The organism is Providencia sp. PROV080 (genome assembly GCF_033688105.1).
Taxonomy (GTDB): Bacteria; Pseudomonadota; Gammaproteobacteria; order Enterobacterales; family Enterobacteriaceae; genus Providencia; species Providencia zhejiangensis.
The window spans coordinates 2,927,165-2,942,781 of the sequence record NZ_CP096346.1 but is presented as its reverse complement, the minus strand read 5'-3'; the positions used below and the strand labels follow the sequence as shown (position 1 = coordinate 2,942,781).

Genomic DNA, 15,617 nt, shown 5'->3' with positions numbered 1-15,617 from the left:
AATATTATGTGGCAGTGGCTAAATTGAATTTAATATTGAGGTCACAATGAAAAGACATTATTTACATCCTTTAGCGTTATTAATTTCAGCCACCTTTATTTCTACGATGGCGAATGCTGAGCAAACATCGGATCAAATCGTTGATGCATTAAGTCATATCGATGTAAAAATTAATGTGGTTGATAACCAAGCAGGTGAGCATGGCATGGATTGCGCTGCACTTGGGGCGGATTGGGCGGCTTGTAATCGCGTTGATATTACGTTGACCAATGGTGATCGAGCGATTGAATCGGCTGATTGGGCACTTTATTTTCATAGTATTCGGCAAATACTCAAACAAGATAACCCACAGTTTACTATCACCCATTTAACGGGGGATTTGCATAAAATCACCCCCACTGAGCAGTTTAATGGCATAAAAGCACATGAAAAAATTGTGTTGCCAGTGACGGGGGAATATTGGCAAGTGAGCTATTCTGACTTTATGCCTCGTTGGTATGCGACCTCGGGTGATGCTCGACCTCGTAATTTGAAAAGCACAGATACTCAAGACTCAACCATGTTCGTTGCACCATTTGAAATGAAAAACTGGAAAAGAACGGGAGCCGATAATAATGTCTTAATGACCCCCGAAAATCGTTACCAAAAAAATCTTTCTTTGCAAACATTATCTGAGCAACAGTTACGAGGACAAATCTTACCGACGCCACTCGATATTAAGATACAAGAAGGGAATGCGGATCTTTCCAACGGTGTTAAATTACAACTTGATGGCCTGACTCAGGGAGAATTAGCTGTCATTAATGAGCATTTACAACAGGTCAAATTAAAACAGAATGTTCAGGGATTCCCTATACTCGGGAAGATCGCACCTAGACAGTTCGCGCCAGAGAATCAAGTCAGTGGTGCATATGAGTTAGTGATCACACCACAACAGGCTGAAATTATTGGTTATGACCATGTCGGCTTATTCTATGGTATGCAATCACTGCTTTCTGCCGTAACAGAAGCCGATAGGCCTAGTGTGGCGACAATGATTGTGAAAGATAAACCTCGTATGGATTATCGAGGAGTATTTTTAGATGTAGGAAGAAACTTCCATAGTAAACAGATGGTTAAACGTTTAATTGACCAAATGTCTCGTTATAAATTAAATAAATTCCACTTTCACTTAACCGATGATGAAGGATGGCGAATTGAAATTCCGGGGTTACCTGAGCTTACAGAGGTGGGAAGCCAACGCTGTCATGATTTGGATGAACAAACGTGTTTATTACCGCAGTTAGGATCGGGGGCAGAGAATAATAATATGGGAAGCGGCTATTTTACCCGTGATGACTATATTGACATTTTACGCTATGCCAAAGATCGTAATATTGAGGTCATCCCTGAAATAGATATGCCTGCACATGCCCGTGCCGCCGTTGTTTCAATGGAAGCTCGTTATAACAAATTAAAAGCGGCTGGCAATGAGGCCGCCGCGAGTGAATACCGCTTAGTTGATCCATCGGATACATCAGTAACAACCTCTGTCCAATTCTACGATAAACGCAGTTATTTAAATCCTTGTTTAGATTCCTCTAAAAACTTTGTTAATAAAGTGGTCAGTGAGGTTATGCAAATGCACAAGGAGGCGGGGGTTCCATTAAAAACATGGCACTTTGGTGGTGATGAAGCGAAAAATATTCGTTTAGGTGCGGGTTTCCAAGATAAAGCAGGCAATATCGAACTGGGCAAAGGCATAATCGATAAACAAATAGAAGATAAGCCATGGGCGAAATCGGAAGCGTGTCAGGCATTGATCAAGCGAGGTGATGTGAGTGACTTTGATCATCTCTCCAGCCATTTTGCTAAACAAGTGAGTGAAAGTTTACAGCAAAAAGGGGTGACAACAATGCAGGCTTGGCAGGATGGTTTGAAAGATGCTTCTAGTGCAAACGATTTTGCAACGGATAATGTCAGGGTTAACTTCTGGGATACGCTGTATTGGGGAGGATTCGATTCGGCGAATGATTGGGCTAATAAAGGTTATCAAGTGGTCATTTCGAACCCTGACTATGTGTATTTAGATATGCCTTATGAAGTCAATCCAAATGAAAGTGGCTATTACTGGGCGACCCGAGCGAGTGACGAACAAAAAATCTTTTCTTTTGCGCCTGATAATTTACCGCAAAATGCGGAAACTTCCGTTGATAGGGATGGTAACTCATTTAGTGCGAAAAGTGATAAGCCATGGCCAGGTGTCTATGGTCTTTCTGGACAACTATGGAGCGAAGCTGTAAGGACGGATGATAAGGCGGAATACATGCTATTTCCTCGCATCCTGCCTTTAGCTGAAAGGGCATGGCATAAAGCGCAATGGGAAAATCAGTACCAAATAGGTCGTGAATATATCGGCGGTAAAACCAATTATGTTTCACAGCAAAAACTGGCAGATGATTGGAGCCGTTTTGCGAGTCTCGTTGGTATGAAAGAGTTACCCCGTCTAGATAGAGCAGGGGTGGCTTATCGTATCCCTGTGCCTGGTGCGAAAATTGAAAATGGCCTTTTACTCGCCAATATCAGTTATCCAGGTTTAGTGATTGAATATGCTTTAGCAGATAGCGACCATTGGCAAACGTATTCAGCACAAAAGCCTCCAAAGGTTAAGGGTAATGTAAAAGTACGAGCCAAAAACCCAGCAGGAACAAGAACAAGTCGTGTAGAAACGGTGGTGCAAAAATAACGAGAGGCTATGAGGGTGGTGCCAGAGCGTACCACCTTTTTAAATGCTAGGTTTAACCGCCTATTACAGTACTCGTGTATGTTTAATAGACGATGATTGCCAAGAAATTAACGCTTTCAGCTTCAATAGACACCGCTTTTTTCTATATCCAGACGACATGTATTTTGAGGAGACTCAGTAATCTCGTCATTGGCACTTAGGTGCTTTATCTTTTCTAATACACCTTTCCCTGACAATCGCACCATCAAGTTCATCGTAAACTGGTTAGCTATTTATAGTTAGCTGAGTTTATAGACACAATATAATGATGCGACTGTTTGATTAACGTCTGTTTTGTCATGAAATCGATGATTGGAAAATAGAAGGATGGGAGAGATGATGACTCAGGATGTTTTTCTTGATAAACAAGGCAAGCTGACGCAAGACATGCGTCAGTATTTAGCGATAAATAAAAGAAAACCCCATGTGATTCATGAGGTTTATCAGTATATATATAAGGAGCTAAATACGTTCCTTTTTATGAATTATGTTAATGGTTTTTCAACCATTAAATTACTCTTTTGCTTCGTGAGCATCCGCATTTTCGCGGCAATCGCCATCAGCACAGTGACCATATAGGTACAAGCTGTGGTTAGAGAGTTTAATACCATGGCGTGCAGCAATATTGGTCTGACGTTCTTCAATGGATTTATCAGAGAATTCGATAACTTTACCACAATCTAAACAAATCAGATGATCGTGGTGGTGCTGTTGAGTCAGTTCAAAAACGGATTTACCGCCTTCAAAGTTATGACGTGTGACAATGCCAGCATCATCAAATTGGTTCAATACGCGGTATACCGTAGCCAGACCGATCTCTTCGCCCATATCAATGAGTTTTTTATAGAGATCTTCCGCACTGACGTGATGGCACTCAGGCTCCTGAAGTACTTCCAATATCTTTAATCTTGGAAGAGTGACTTTGAGTCCAGCATTCTTCAATGCTTTGTTGTTGTCTGTCATGCGGGTTTGTCCTGTATCTTAAATCATAAATTTAACAATAATGAGACATTTTTAACATAAGCTCAGTTGTCATCGAAACTGATTTACAATTATAGGCATGGAAATAAAAAATAGAAACCATGCTCTGTCTCATTATTATAATAGTTTCATTTTATTTCTATCGTCAGCTTAGCCCAAAATTTCGGCTAGAGACATCTCTTCTGAAATTTGTTGTACCCATGCATCAACGCGTTCTTCAGTCAGCTCAGGCTGGCGGTCTTCATCAATAGCAAGGCCGATAAAGTGATTATCATCTGCCATACCTTTAGACACTTCAAAATGGTAGCCATCTGTAGGCCAATGACCGACAATGACAGCGCCACGTGGTTCAATAATATCGCGAATGGTCCCCATTGCATCACAGAAGTATTCTGCGTAGTCTTCTTGGTCACCACAGCCAAATAGCGCGACAAGTTTGCCATCAAAATCAATTTCTTCGAGGGTTGGGAAAAAGTCATCCCAATCACATTGAGCTTCGCCGTAATACCAAGTTGGGATACCGAGAAGTAGAATATCGAATGCTTCAATATCTTCTTTGCTGCATTTAGCAATATCATGAACTTCAGCGTTCTCACTGCCTAATCTCTTTTGGATCATCTTGGCAATATTTTCTGTATTACCAGTGTCACTACCGAAGAAAATGCCTATGACTGCCATAAAGTGAATAACCTCTTGTTTTTCCAATCTGGTTTGTTCAAGCCAGATAGGGCTAAATTTGAACTAAAATAACGAGAATTTTGGCCCTATTCTGGCGAAAAAGCGTGAATAAATCTGTCGAATTTGTGTGATTTAGAAGAGGAAATCATTCACCAGAAGGCTCGTAGACCAGTGCTAGTTGTGACATCAACATTTCTTCTATTAGCTCACTACGGCTCATGTTTTTTTCATCAGCCAATTGATTCAATATGGCCACTGCATCTTCATTGAGTTTTAATTCGACGCGGCGTAGTCCTTTGACCTTATCACGCTTAAGTTGGTTTCGTTTGTTAATTCTTAATTGTTCATCCCGCGATAGCGGACTTGTTTTAGGTCGCCCAGGCCTGCGTTCCTCAGCGAACAAATCAAGGGTAGTGCGATCAGTTTGTTCTTTTGCCATATTTTTTTAATGCTAAAGGGCGTGTACCAATAATCCAGCGCGCAATGATACCCTAGCTGACTCCCTTGTACCATAGCGTATATGGAGCGAAAGTTATTGATAGTAAAAAAAAGAATAATTTGCTTGAAAAAGCACCAATCTAGATTCTATTGGTGCTAATTAAGCACAATTTACTGGGTCTGCTGCCGCCACAGATGGGCATAAACGCCATTTTTCTGTAGTAAATTTGGGTGGGTATCGATTTCGGCAATTTCGCCATCGCGAATAACACAAATCCTATCGGCATACTGAATCGTGTTTAAGCGATGTGCGATACTGATGACTGTCCTTCCTTTAGTAATAAGTGGCATATTCTTCATGATTGCGGCCTCTGAGTCATAATCTAACGCCGATGTGGCTTCATCAAGGATCAGAATATCGGGTTTTGTTAACAGTGCTCTAGCGAGTGCGATACGTTGACGTTGTCCCCCTGATAGATTAAGCCCGCATTCAGACACAGGATAATTAAAATTATCGGGTAGTGACATGATAAAATCATAGGCACCGGCGAGAGTGGCAGCTTCAATCACCTCTTCATGGCTCGCGTGAGGGTGACTCAAACGAATGTTTTCCTCAATAGTACCGACAAATAGCTGGCTTTCTTGTAGTACTACACTCATGCGACGTCGCAACGCGATGGTATCACTGACAGCTAGGTCCATACCGTCAACGATAACTTGTCCCTGTTGCGGAATATATAACCGTTGTAGCAGTTTGGTTAAGGTACTTTTTCCAGACCCCGATGGTCCTGTAATACCAATAAACTCGCCCGCTTTAATGGTTAACGTTAGGTTACATAGCACCTCAGGTGTTTCTGGGTGATAACGAAAGCGAATATTATGGAAATCAATATTGCCTTGTATAGAAGCACTACTGGTAATCCCTTTTCTTTCATTTTCAATCGGCTCATCAAGGATGTCCCCTACACGACGAAGCGATATGATGGTATGTTGAAAATCTTGCCAAATTTGAGCTAAGCGCAGTACTGGTTGAGTGACATGAGCACTTAACATATTGTAAGCGACTAATTCACCCGCAGTCATTCCACCACTCATCACTTCTTTTACCCCGATCCAAAGTAACAAAGCGGTGGTGATTTTACTGACGAGCGTCATTAATTGTGTTGCCACTATACTCCGTAAAGTCACTTTGAAACCTTGAATAAGCTGTTTACTGAGCCGTTTTTGCCAGCGGCGATAGACGTATTTTTCGGTCGCGGTGGTTTTTATGGTTTCAATGCCAGTCATTGCCTCAGTCAAGAAAGTGAGACTATTTTCATCTGCTTGATAGGATTTTTCAGTGTGTAGACGAATGATTGGGCCGAGTATCATCCATAGAATACAAAAGAGTGCTAAAGACCCCATTAAGATCCATGACATGACAACACTGTAAGAAAATAAAACAGCCATAAAGAGAATGACAAATACTAGGTCGATAAATAACATTAATGTTGACCCCGTTAGAAACTGGCGAATGCGTGTCATTTCTCTTATACGAGCAATAATTTTTCCTGTTGGGCGCTGTTTAAAATAGTCGAGAGGTAACGCCATTAAATGGCGATATAACTTACCTGATAACTCAGCGCTAATCTGTGTACTGGTATAACTAAAAATTTTATTACGCAAAAAACTATAAATAGGTTCAGCGAATGCTAAACCTACAATTCCTATGGCTAACACCTGTAAGCTATTTAAGCTGCGTCCGACTAAAACTTTATCGATAACATTTTGAAAAAACAACGGGCTAATTAAAGCAAAAATTTGCACAATTGCTGCCAAAATAAAGACATTTTTTAATTGCGACCGTTGTCTAAGTATTGAAGGGATAAACCAACTAATACCAAACGTTGTTTTTTTCTCTGTTTCAAATTGTTCTTTTATGAGTAAGAGTGTTAGGCTTTCAGGATAAGTTGAATGACGTTCATGCCAGTGAATGAATTCATTATTAATTGGATTAATTAAAATTAATTCATTCGATTTATCTTTGGACAGAATTCTCCAAAATCCATTTAAATAAATAAGGGCTGGTAATGGCACATCATGGATATTGGAGGTATCTAATAGGGTGATTTCAGTTTCATAGCCTATAATATGTGCACATTCTCTTAGCTCCCAATCTGTGGGGGAAAGCGCATGCATACCAATTGCATGCATCAACTGATCTTTTGTGACATTTTTTTGGTAATAATTTGCAATCCATACCAGAGCCTCTAGACCTGAGTTATTTTCAATTCCGTTCATGGATTATTTTTCCCTCATGGCAGTGGTCGTATATTCTTGGATTGGGCTTAACAAATAATCGATAATACGCCGTTTTTCGGTTTTTATTTCTGTCGTTACAGAGAGACCCGGTATTAATTCAATTTTCTCGCCTTCAACAAATAAATTTTTCTTCTTTAACGCAATTTGTCCTAAAAAGACTAAGCCTAATTGTTCATCTTGAGTGCTATCTCTAGAGATAGAAACGACTTCTCCTTCAATCGTGCCATAGCGAGTGTAGGGAAAGGCATCGATTTTAACCGTTACATTTTGGCCTTCTCGAATAAAGCCAATATCTTTATTGAGAATTTTTACCTCGGCCAGCTGAACATCTTTGTTGGGGACTATCACCATCAGTTGTTGAGTAGGTTGTAGTACCGCGCCGAGTGTATAGGTAGCCAATTGTTGTACGGTACCATCCACTGGTGAACGAACGATCTTTAACTGTTCTCTTTCTTGATGTTTTAGTAATTCTTGCTCAGCAGAATCCTGTTTAAACTCTGCTTGTCGATATTTTTCATACCATTCTTGTCTTTTTTGTGTTTGTAACCGATGACGTTTTTCTTGTAATGAATCATATTGGTTATTGAGAATGGTTAGTTCTGACAGTTTTGCGGTTTTTTCTTTTTTAGCCATTAACAGTTCTTTTTCGTGTTCTAAAAATTCCTTTTGGCTAATCAGGTGTTTCTTGCTTAACGTCCGGTGTGCATCAAGACGTTTTTGAATATTATTTAATAGTGCATTCACATCTTTTAACTCATGCGTTCTTGCGGAATAATGGGTACGATTAAGAGCCATTTCATTTTCGGTTTCTTTAATTAATGCGTCATACTCATTTTTTAAATTTTGATAGCTTTTTAAAACGCGCTGCTGCTCAGGGGCTAATAATTGACTAAATTCATGAGCGAATTTGGGATGAGTTTCCTCTAACAATGCATGATGTACTAATTTTTCAATTTTTTGAAAACTAATTTGATAGTTGAGAGTGAGGATATCTTGGCTTACCCCTAACACATTGACTCTTAATAAAGGGTCGCCTTGTTTAACTGTTTGGCCATTAGTCACATAAATATGTTGTAAACGACTCAACTCAAAAGCTTGAATAAATTGCGTATGACCTGAAACCACGAGTTTACCTTGTGCTGTGGCTTGAATATCCAATTTACCGATATATGACCAAACAATGGCTAATAAAATACCGATACTGATGGTTATGGCTGTTATTAATGCAAGGTATGACGGTGGGTTTTTTAATAAAGCCAAATGGGACGGTAAAAAATGATGATACCGAGTGTTCGCTGATCCTAATTTCATTGGGTTAACATCCATGTAATTATTTAAAAGATTGTTGTAGTGTCCAAAAATGCTTATAAAATTGGCCTTGCTCAATGAGCTGTTGATGACTACCTTGCTCGACAATTTTACCTTTTTGCATAACGATAATGCGTTGGTGATGACGAATGGTAGAGAGACGATGAGCAATCGTAATAAGGGTTCTACCTTGAGCAATAAGCTGCATATTTTCCTGTATAACGGCTTGAGACTCATCATCTAATGCGCTTGTTGCTTCATCAAAAATAATAATTTTAGGATTCGCTAGCAGTGTTCGTGCTATCGCTATTCGCTGCCTTTGCCCGCCCGATAATGAGGCGCCACCTTCAGCTAATAAAGTGTCATACCCCATGGGCAGTTTTAAAATAAATTCATGGGCGCCGGCCATTTTAGCTGCATGGATCACTTCATCCATGGATGCGTTGGGATAAGTCTGGGCGATATTATCGAAAACAGTCTGGTTAAAAAGAAAGTTTTCTTGTAAAACGATACCGATTTGTTTTCTTAAAGAGTGTATGTTCAGTGATGATATTGGCGTATCATCTAAAAAGATCTCGCCTTTTTCTGGGGTATATAGCCGCAGTAATAAGCGTGCTAAGGTGCTTTTTCCCGAACCTGATGTGCCGACGATACCTAATGTTTCACCTGAACGAATGGCTAAATTAAAATTATCAAGAATATAAGCTTGATCAGGTTGATAACGGAAAGAAATATTACGTAAATAAATATTGCCGTTTAATTGATTATTATCGCGACCTTGTATTTGCTCGATCGGTAAATTAATCATTTGTGCGAGTTTTTCAATAGCCACTTGGGTTCTAATATAATCTCCCCAAAGCTTAACTAATTTCAGTAATGGTTGGCTTGCGTGATTAACCATTAGATGAAAAGCAATAAACTGTCCGATAGTCAGTTGTAATGCCAGCACTTCTGTCGCTCCAAGCCATAAAATAATGGCGCTGGTTAATTTTTCAATGACCATCACAATATATTCGGAACGAGAAGCGATTTGGCCAGCAGTGAAAGAAGTCTGGCTCATATCAGAAGTTTGTTGATCCCAACGGCGCGTAAAATGAGGTTCAATAGACAGGCTTTTAGCGGTCTCAATACCATTAATACTTTCTGTTAAAAATGAAGTGTTTATCGCTATGTTGGTAAATTGTTCATGTGCCGCAGCTTCAATTTTAGGCGTTAGCCACCAAGCAATTAATAGATAAAAAGGAATAGAACAGAGAAAAACCAGCGTGAGCGTCAGAGACAATACACTCATGACATATATAAAGACAAATAAGAAGAGAATATCGACACAAAGTGTAAAAAAGCTCCCTGTTAAAAACTCACGTATAGTTTCTAGTTCTTTAACTCTTGTGACAATAGCGCCGATTTGACGATTTTTGAAAAAAGAAAGGGGGAGGTGTAGCAAATGATTAACTAGCTTTAATCCTAAAGTGATATCGATTCGATTTACAGTATGGTTATAGATATATTCTCTCAACCCTTTGAGAGTCACCTCCATCATGGCGGCGACAATCAGACCAAAGATAAGAACATCTAGGGTCATCATACTATTATGAACTAAAACTTTATCCATAATGACTTGGATCATAAGAGGGCTGATCAAAGCAAGTATTTGCAACATAAATGAAAATAATAAAATACATGCAATAATTTTTTTATGTTTTAAAAACTCAGTTCGAAACCATGTAATATCAAATTGACTTTGCTTGGATTTAACGTGTAGCCATTTCCCACTCCATTTTTGCTTGAACTCCGCTAAGCTCCAAAGTTCCGGTGGATAATGACCAAATCGTTGAATAAGAACTTTTTCATGATTGAAATTAGCTAATAAATAAGCGGTGTCATCATGGTCGTAAATAATAGAGGGCGTATCTATTTTTTCAATGTTTTTGTTTTTTTGATTTTTATATTGAACGGTGACATGAGCCTTTTTTTTAATGACGTGTAATGCCTCATTGAGATCTTTGGTATTATCAATGAGTTGATTAAACGCTTCCTGATTCATCCCATGAGTTAATCTTATTATCACACCAATAAAATGTAGTATTGATTGAGTATTATTATTGTCCATTATATCTGTGAACATTCCTTTGTGTTATTGCTGGTTGTAAAAATACATAACATCTATTTATCATCAAAATTGATGATAAAATAATTATTAATAGCAATAGATTGAGTTGAATAAATAGCTTGTCCAAAGATAATACAGAAATAATAATTATCAGTGTATTAAAGTTTGTCTTATATATTTTTATTTCGGGGATATTGATAATGAAGGGTTATTTATTCCCTTCATTATCAATGAAGCCTGAATTTATTCGTATTCAGGCAATGAGAGAAAACGATGAATGGCTCTTAGCACATGATCGGGTTTTTCAGCGTGAACCCAATGTCCAGCATCCGCAACCACCCAAGCTTTCGCATTAGGAAATTGTGCTGCAATTTGCTCGCGGTATTCCGCCTGAACATAAGGAGAGTTGCCACCGGGAATTAACAACACTGGTTTATCCCAGGTTGGTACAGTTTTCCAACCTATGATGGATTCATAATCATCTTTGATGGCAGGAAGGTTAAATTTCCATTCACCCTGACGGAATGATTTGAGTAAAAACTGAATCACACTGTCTTCATCAAGATATTCACGCATAATGGCTGTGGCTTCTTGGCGGTTTTTAGCTCCGTTTCGGAGAACGGCTTCAAGGGCGGCGATAATTGTATCATGGCGACGAACCTGATAAGCAACAGGAGCCATGTCAATGGCGATAACTTTCTCAACAAAATCAGGCGCGATTTCTGTTGCGGCCATGGAAATTTTCCCTCCCATTGAATGACCTATCAGTATGGCGCTGTTATAGCCGAGGGATTGTAATAATGTAATGACATCTTGGGCCATTTGACGATATTCCATGGTATCTGCACGAAATGAATCGCCATGGTTTCTGACATCAACTTGGATAGTCTCGAAATATTTTTGTAAATCGCGACCTAACACGCCGAGATTATGCAAATCACCAAATAGGCCGTGAATAAGAACAACGGGGGTCGATGAGATTGGAGCTTCAGGTTTATGAATGGTATGGTTTAGCAGGGTAGTCATAATTTATTAATCAGCCTTTTAATCCTATATAAAGATATGATGACATGTACGCTATCAAAAACCAAATTGGCTGATTAATTCATCTATGCTATCAATAAAAGAATAAACATAACATAACGGAATTGATTTAGTTATCTATGTATTTTTTTCTTAATTAAACACAAAATAATCAATCAGGTGATAACTTACTGAAATATCGCTGAAGTTAGCGAGCTGTTTACTTTAAGTTATTGAAATTTTAATTGTTTTGTTTTTTTGAAATCTATCTTATAATCGCAAAGCAAATTTTAGTTAAAAAAGTACTGGGAAAAAATGAAAACGATAGAAGTTGATGAAGAGCTTTACCGCTATATAGCCAGCCATACACTGCATATCGGTGAAAGTGCATCGGATATTTTGCGCCGTATGTTAAATTTAAAGTCCGGTCAGCCAGTACAAGCCACCAAAGAACTCGGCAATGAACAACTGCCACAAACGGTTGTTGAAGAGACAAAGAAAACAACGATTACGCCGCAAAATCCAGTTAGGGTCATGAGAGAACTTCTGCTTTCTGATGCGTATGCAGAAAAAGGCAAAGCCATAGACCGTTTTATGCTAATTTTATCGACACTCTATAGCTTAGATGCGACTATCTTTGCTAATGCCACAGAGTCAATGCATGGTCGTACCCGCGTGTATTTTGCTGGCGATGAGCAAACACTGCTAGCCGCAGGCAAGCAGTCAAAACCTCGCCATATCCCAGGAACGCCATTCTGGGTAATCACCAATACAAATACCAATCGCAAACGTAGCATGGTTGAAGCCATCATGCAGGAGATGCAGTTCCCTGCCAATGTGATTGAGAAAGTTTGTAATACTATCTAATCTAAAAATTGAGGCATCGCTGGTGCTATGACCAAGGACCAGCGCATTGGGAGATAACAAGTGACAATTCATGAACGTGCAGGGCAGCTTCCATTTCAAACAGATTTGATTAATGTTGCACAACTAACCGCTCAATATTATCAATTGCAACCACAAGTCGGTAATCCTGAGCACGCTGTCAAGTTTGGCACGTCAGGGCATCGAGGTAGTGCCAGTAGAAAGAATTTTAATGAAAATCATATTCTGGCTATTGCTCAAGCGATTGCAGAGTTACGCCAACAGCAAGGTCTAACTGGCCCATGTTTTGTTGGTAAAGATACTCACGCGTTGTCTGAAGCTGCATTTATTTCTGTTATTGAAGTGTTAACTGCAAATCAGGTTAACGTTGTTATCCAAGCAGATAATGGTTTTACCCCAACGCCTGCCATATCCCATGCCATCCTTAGTTATAACCAGTCCCATCAAGATGTCGCCGATGGCATTGTGATTACCCCTTCACATAATCCCCCTGAAGATGGCGGTATTAAATATAACCCATCAAATGGGGGACCCGCGGATACCGATTTAACGTCAGTTATTGAAAAGAGAGCGAATCAATTATTGGCAGAAAAATTGGCTGGCGTGAAACGTATTTCTTTCGAAGAGGCTCTCGCCAGCGATTATGTGACAGAAAAAGATTTAGTGATGCCGTATGTCGCAGCACTCGGTGACGTCATTGATATGCAAGCGATTCAAAAAGCAGGCTTGAAATTAGGCGTGGATCCGCTTGGTGGCTCAGGTATCGAGTATTGGCGAAAAATTGCGGAATATTATCAATTAGACCTAGAACTGGTTAACGATCAGTTAGATCAAACCTTCCGCTTTATGCCTCTCGATCATGATGGCGTGATCCGTATGGACTGTTCGTCACGTTGGGCGATGGCGGGGTTGCTAGGGATGAAAGAGAAGTTTGATTTAGCCTTTGCTAATGATCCTGATTATGACCGCCATGGTATTGTGACCCCAGCAGGCTTAATGAATCCAAACCACTACCTTGCTGTCGCGATCGATTATCTATTCCAGCATCGTCCTCAATGGCGAAAAGAGGTTGCTGTCGGTAAAACGCTGGTATCCAGTGCCATGATTGACCGTGTTGTTGCTGATAACGGTCGTGAGCTCGTGGAAGTTCCGGTTGGTTTTAAATGGTTTGTTGATGGACTCTTTAGCGGGTCATTAGGGTTTGGGGGTGAAGAGAGCGCGGGTGCCTCTTTCCTAAAATTTGATGGTACGCCATGGTCCACAGATAAAGACGGCATTATTTTGTGTTTGTTAGCGGCTGAAATCACGGCAGTAACGGGGGAAAATCCTCAGCAGCGCTATAATAAATTAGCTGAAAAATTTGGCGCGCCAATCTATAGCCGTATCCAAGCTAAAGCCACTCATGCGCAAAAAGCGAAGTTAAGCAAATTATCACCTGAAATGGTCACCGCAGATTCTTTAGCGGGTGATAAAATTATTCAACGATTAACAACGGCTCCTGGTAATGGCGCTTCTATTGGCGGATTAAAAGTCATTACAGAGCATGGTTGGTTTGCTGCACGCCCATCAGGAACGGAAGAGGCTTATAAAATCTATTGTGAAAGCTTCCGTGGTGAAGAACATTTGCGTCAAATAGAGCAAGAAGCAATAGAAATTGTCAATAAAGTGATTGCTTAGTCACTCAGTTATTCACTGAAAAATATTTAAATCCCGATTATGGCCAACGAGCGATAATCGGGATTTTATTTTTTTTTAGCCTGCGATTGCTTGATAATATTGTGACGGTATTTGTTGTGACGCGATTAACAAAATTCCGCTCTTTTTTTACCTTTCATTCGCCTCATTCTATTTCTGCCTAACCCGACAATAACCGTTGCAGCCAGCGACGGGGGATGATACAACCATAGTCACTGAATTAATTTAACAAACATTGTTGAAATTGAAGATAGGGTGAAATCAATGAGTCAGGTTTATAATTTCAGTGCGGGTCCTGCAATGCTACCCGTCGAGGTCATGCGTCGTGCTGAACAGGAGTTTTGTAACTGGAAAGGTTTGGGCGTTTCTGTCATGGAAGTTAGCCACCGCGGTAAAGATTTTATTGCTGTGGCAGAAGAAGCAGAGCAAAATCTACGTGATCTGTTAAATATCCCACAAAATTATAAAGTGTTATTTTGCCATGGGGGTGCCCGCGGTCATTTTGCGGCATTGCCGATGAATCTATTAGGCGATAAATCCACCGCTGACTATATTGTTGGTGGATATTGGGCCGAATCAGCAGCAGAAGAAGCACAAAAATACTGCTCACCTAATATTATTCAAGTAAAACAAGAAAAAGACGGTGTTTTAGGTATTAAACCGATGAGTGAATGGCAATTAAGCCAAGAGGCAGCTTATGTTCACTACTGCCCTAATGAAACCATTGATGGTCTCGCTATTCATGAAGAACCTGATTTCCCTAAAGATAAAGTCATTATTGCAGATTATTCATCATCCATTCTTTCTAAACCTATCGATATTAGCCGTTACGGGGTTGTTTACGCTGGTGCACAGAAAAATATTGGTCCTGCCGGCCTAACAATTGTGATTATTCGTGAAGATTTACTCGGTAAAGCAGCAAAACAAACCCCTTCCGTGCTGGATTATACGGTGCTGGCTAAATATGACTCTATGTTTAATACACCGCCTACCTTTGCTTGGTACTTATCAGGCATGGTTTTCAAATGGTTAAAAGAACAGGGCGGCCTGCAAGAGATGGCAAAACGTAACTATGAAAAATCCCAGTTACTGTATAACGCAATCGATGACAGTGAGTTTTATATCAACCGAGTCGCGGTGGAAAATCGTTCGTGGATGAACGTGCCTTTCCAAATGCAAAACCCTGCACTGGATGAAAAATTCCTTGAGGAAGCAAAAGCACAAGGCCTATTGTCACTCAAAGGGCACCGTGTTTCTGGTGGTATGCGTGCATCAATCTATAATGCAATGCCATTAGCTGGGGTCCAAGCTCTTGTTGACTTTATGGCTGACTTTGAACGTCGCCACGCGTAATCGATTTCCCGACCTAAGCATTGAATGCTAGGTCGGGTTTTACTCTCTTCTATTTTGAAAACGATAATAAATTATTAGGAA

The 15,617-nt window shown here is 39.9% G+C and carries 11 protein-coding genes; 4 read left to right on the top strand and 7 right to left on the bottom strand.

Translation table 11 applies throughout. The annotated features are described in order from the left end of the window. Nucleotides 1-46 precede the first annotated feature (46 nt). The gene (locus M1F03_RS13045; RefSeq protein ID WP_318839950.1) at nucleotides 47-2,725 is read left to right on the top strand and encodes a beta-N-acetylhexosaminidase; all 2,679 of its coding nucleotides are present in this window, start codon (nucleotides 47-49) and stop codon (nucleotides 2,723-2,725) included. Nucleotides 2,726-3,277: 552 nt separating this feature from the next. On the opposite strand, the gene fur is transcribed toward M1F03_RS13045, so the two are convergent. The 7 genes from fur to M1F03_RS13010 form a co-directional block, all read right to left on the bottom strand. Next, entirely contained in the window at nucleotides 3,278-3,727 is a 450-nt protein-coding gene (gene fur / locus M1F03_RS13040; RefSeq protein WP_154624615.1) for a ferric iron uptake transcriptional regulator, read from the bottom strand. Between the two features lie 168 nt (nucleotides 3,728-3,895). Further along, entirely contained in the window at nucleotides 3,896-4,423 is a 528-nt protein-coding gene (gene fldA, locus M1F03_RS13035; protein WP_154624616.1) for a flavodoxin FldA, read from the bottom strand. Nucleotides 4,424-4,568: 145 nt separating this feature from the next. Beyond that, nucleotides 4,569-4,862, bottom strand: a complete 294-nt coding sequence (gene ybfE / locus M1F03_RS13030; protein ID WP_154624617.1) for a LexA regulated protein — start codon at nucleotides 4,860-4,862, stop codon at nucleotides 4,569-4,571. 170 nt (nucleotides 4,863-5,032) lie between these two features. Further along, a complete protein-coding gene (locus tag M1F03_RS13025; protein WP_251464500.1) occupies nucleotides 5,033-7,141 on the bottom strand; it encodes a type I secretion system permease/ATPase in 2,109 nt (702 codons plus the stop codon). 3 nt (nucleotides 7,142-7,144) lie between these two features. Continuing rightward, nucleotides 7,145-8,473 (bottom strand): HlyD family type I secretion periplasmic adaptor subunit, encoded by a 1,329-nt coding sequence (locus M1F03_RS13020; RefSeq protein ID WP_251464499.1) that lies wholly within the window; start codon nucleotides 8,471-8,473, stop codon nucleotides 7,145-7,147. Between the two features lie 19 nt (nucleotides 8,474-8,492). Beyond that, nucleotides 8,493-10,580 carry a peptidase domain-containing ABC transporter gene (locus tag M1F03_RS13015; RefSeq protein ID WP_251464498.1) on the bottom strand — a complete coding sequence of 696 codons (2,088 nt, stop codon included), beginning with the start codon at nucleotides 10,578-10,580 and terminating at the stop codon, nucleotides 8,493-8,495. A gap of 243 nt (nucleotides 10,581-10,823) precedes the next feature. Continuing rightward, entirely contained in the window at nucleotides 10,824-11,606 is a 783-nt protein-coding gene (locus tag M1F03_RS13010) for an alpha/beta fold hydrolase (protein ID WP_154624621.1), read from the bottom strand. 312 nt (nucleotides 11,607-11,918) lie between these two features. Here M1F03_RS13010 and seqA point away from each other — a divergent pair, with 312 nt between their 5' ends. The 3 genes from seqA to serC all read left to right on the top strand — a co-directional run bounded on the left by seqA (nucleotide 11,919) and on the right by serC (nucleotide 15,536). Next, complete coding sequence (seqA, locus tag M1F03_RS13005; protein ID WP_154624622.1) at nucleotides 11,919-12,470, top strand: replication initiation negative regulator SeqA; 552 nt, start codon at nucleotides 11,919-11,921, stop codon at nucleotides 12,468-12,470. 60 nt (nucleotides 12,471-12,530) lie between these two features. Beyond that, nucleotides 12,531-14,165 carry a phosphoglucomutase (alpha-D-glucose-1,6-bisphosphate-dependent) gene (pgm, locus tag M1F03_RS13000; RefSeq protein WP_163862632.1) on the top strand — a complete coding sequence of 545 codons (1,635 nt, stop codon included), beginning with the start codon at nucleotides 12,531-12,533 and terminating at the stop codon, nucleotides 14,163-14,165. A 282-nt stretch (nucleotides 14,166-14,447) separates the two neighbouring features. Further along, nucleotides 14,448-15,536 carry a 3-phosphoserine/phosphohydroxythreonine transaminase gene (serC, locus tag M1F03_RS12995; protein ID WP_154624623.1) on the top strand — a complete coding sequence of 363 codons (1,089 nt, stop codon included), beginning with the start codon at nucleotides 14,448-14,450 and terminating at the stop codon, nucleotides 15,534-15,536. Nucleotides 15,537-15,617 lie beyond the last annotated feature (81 nt).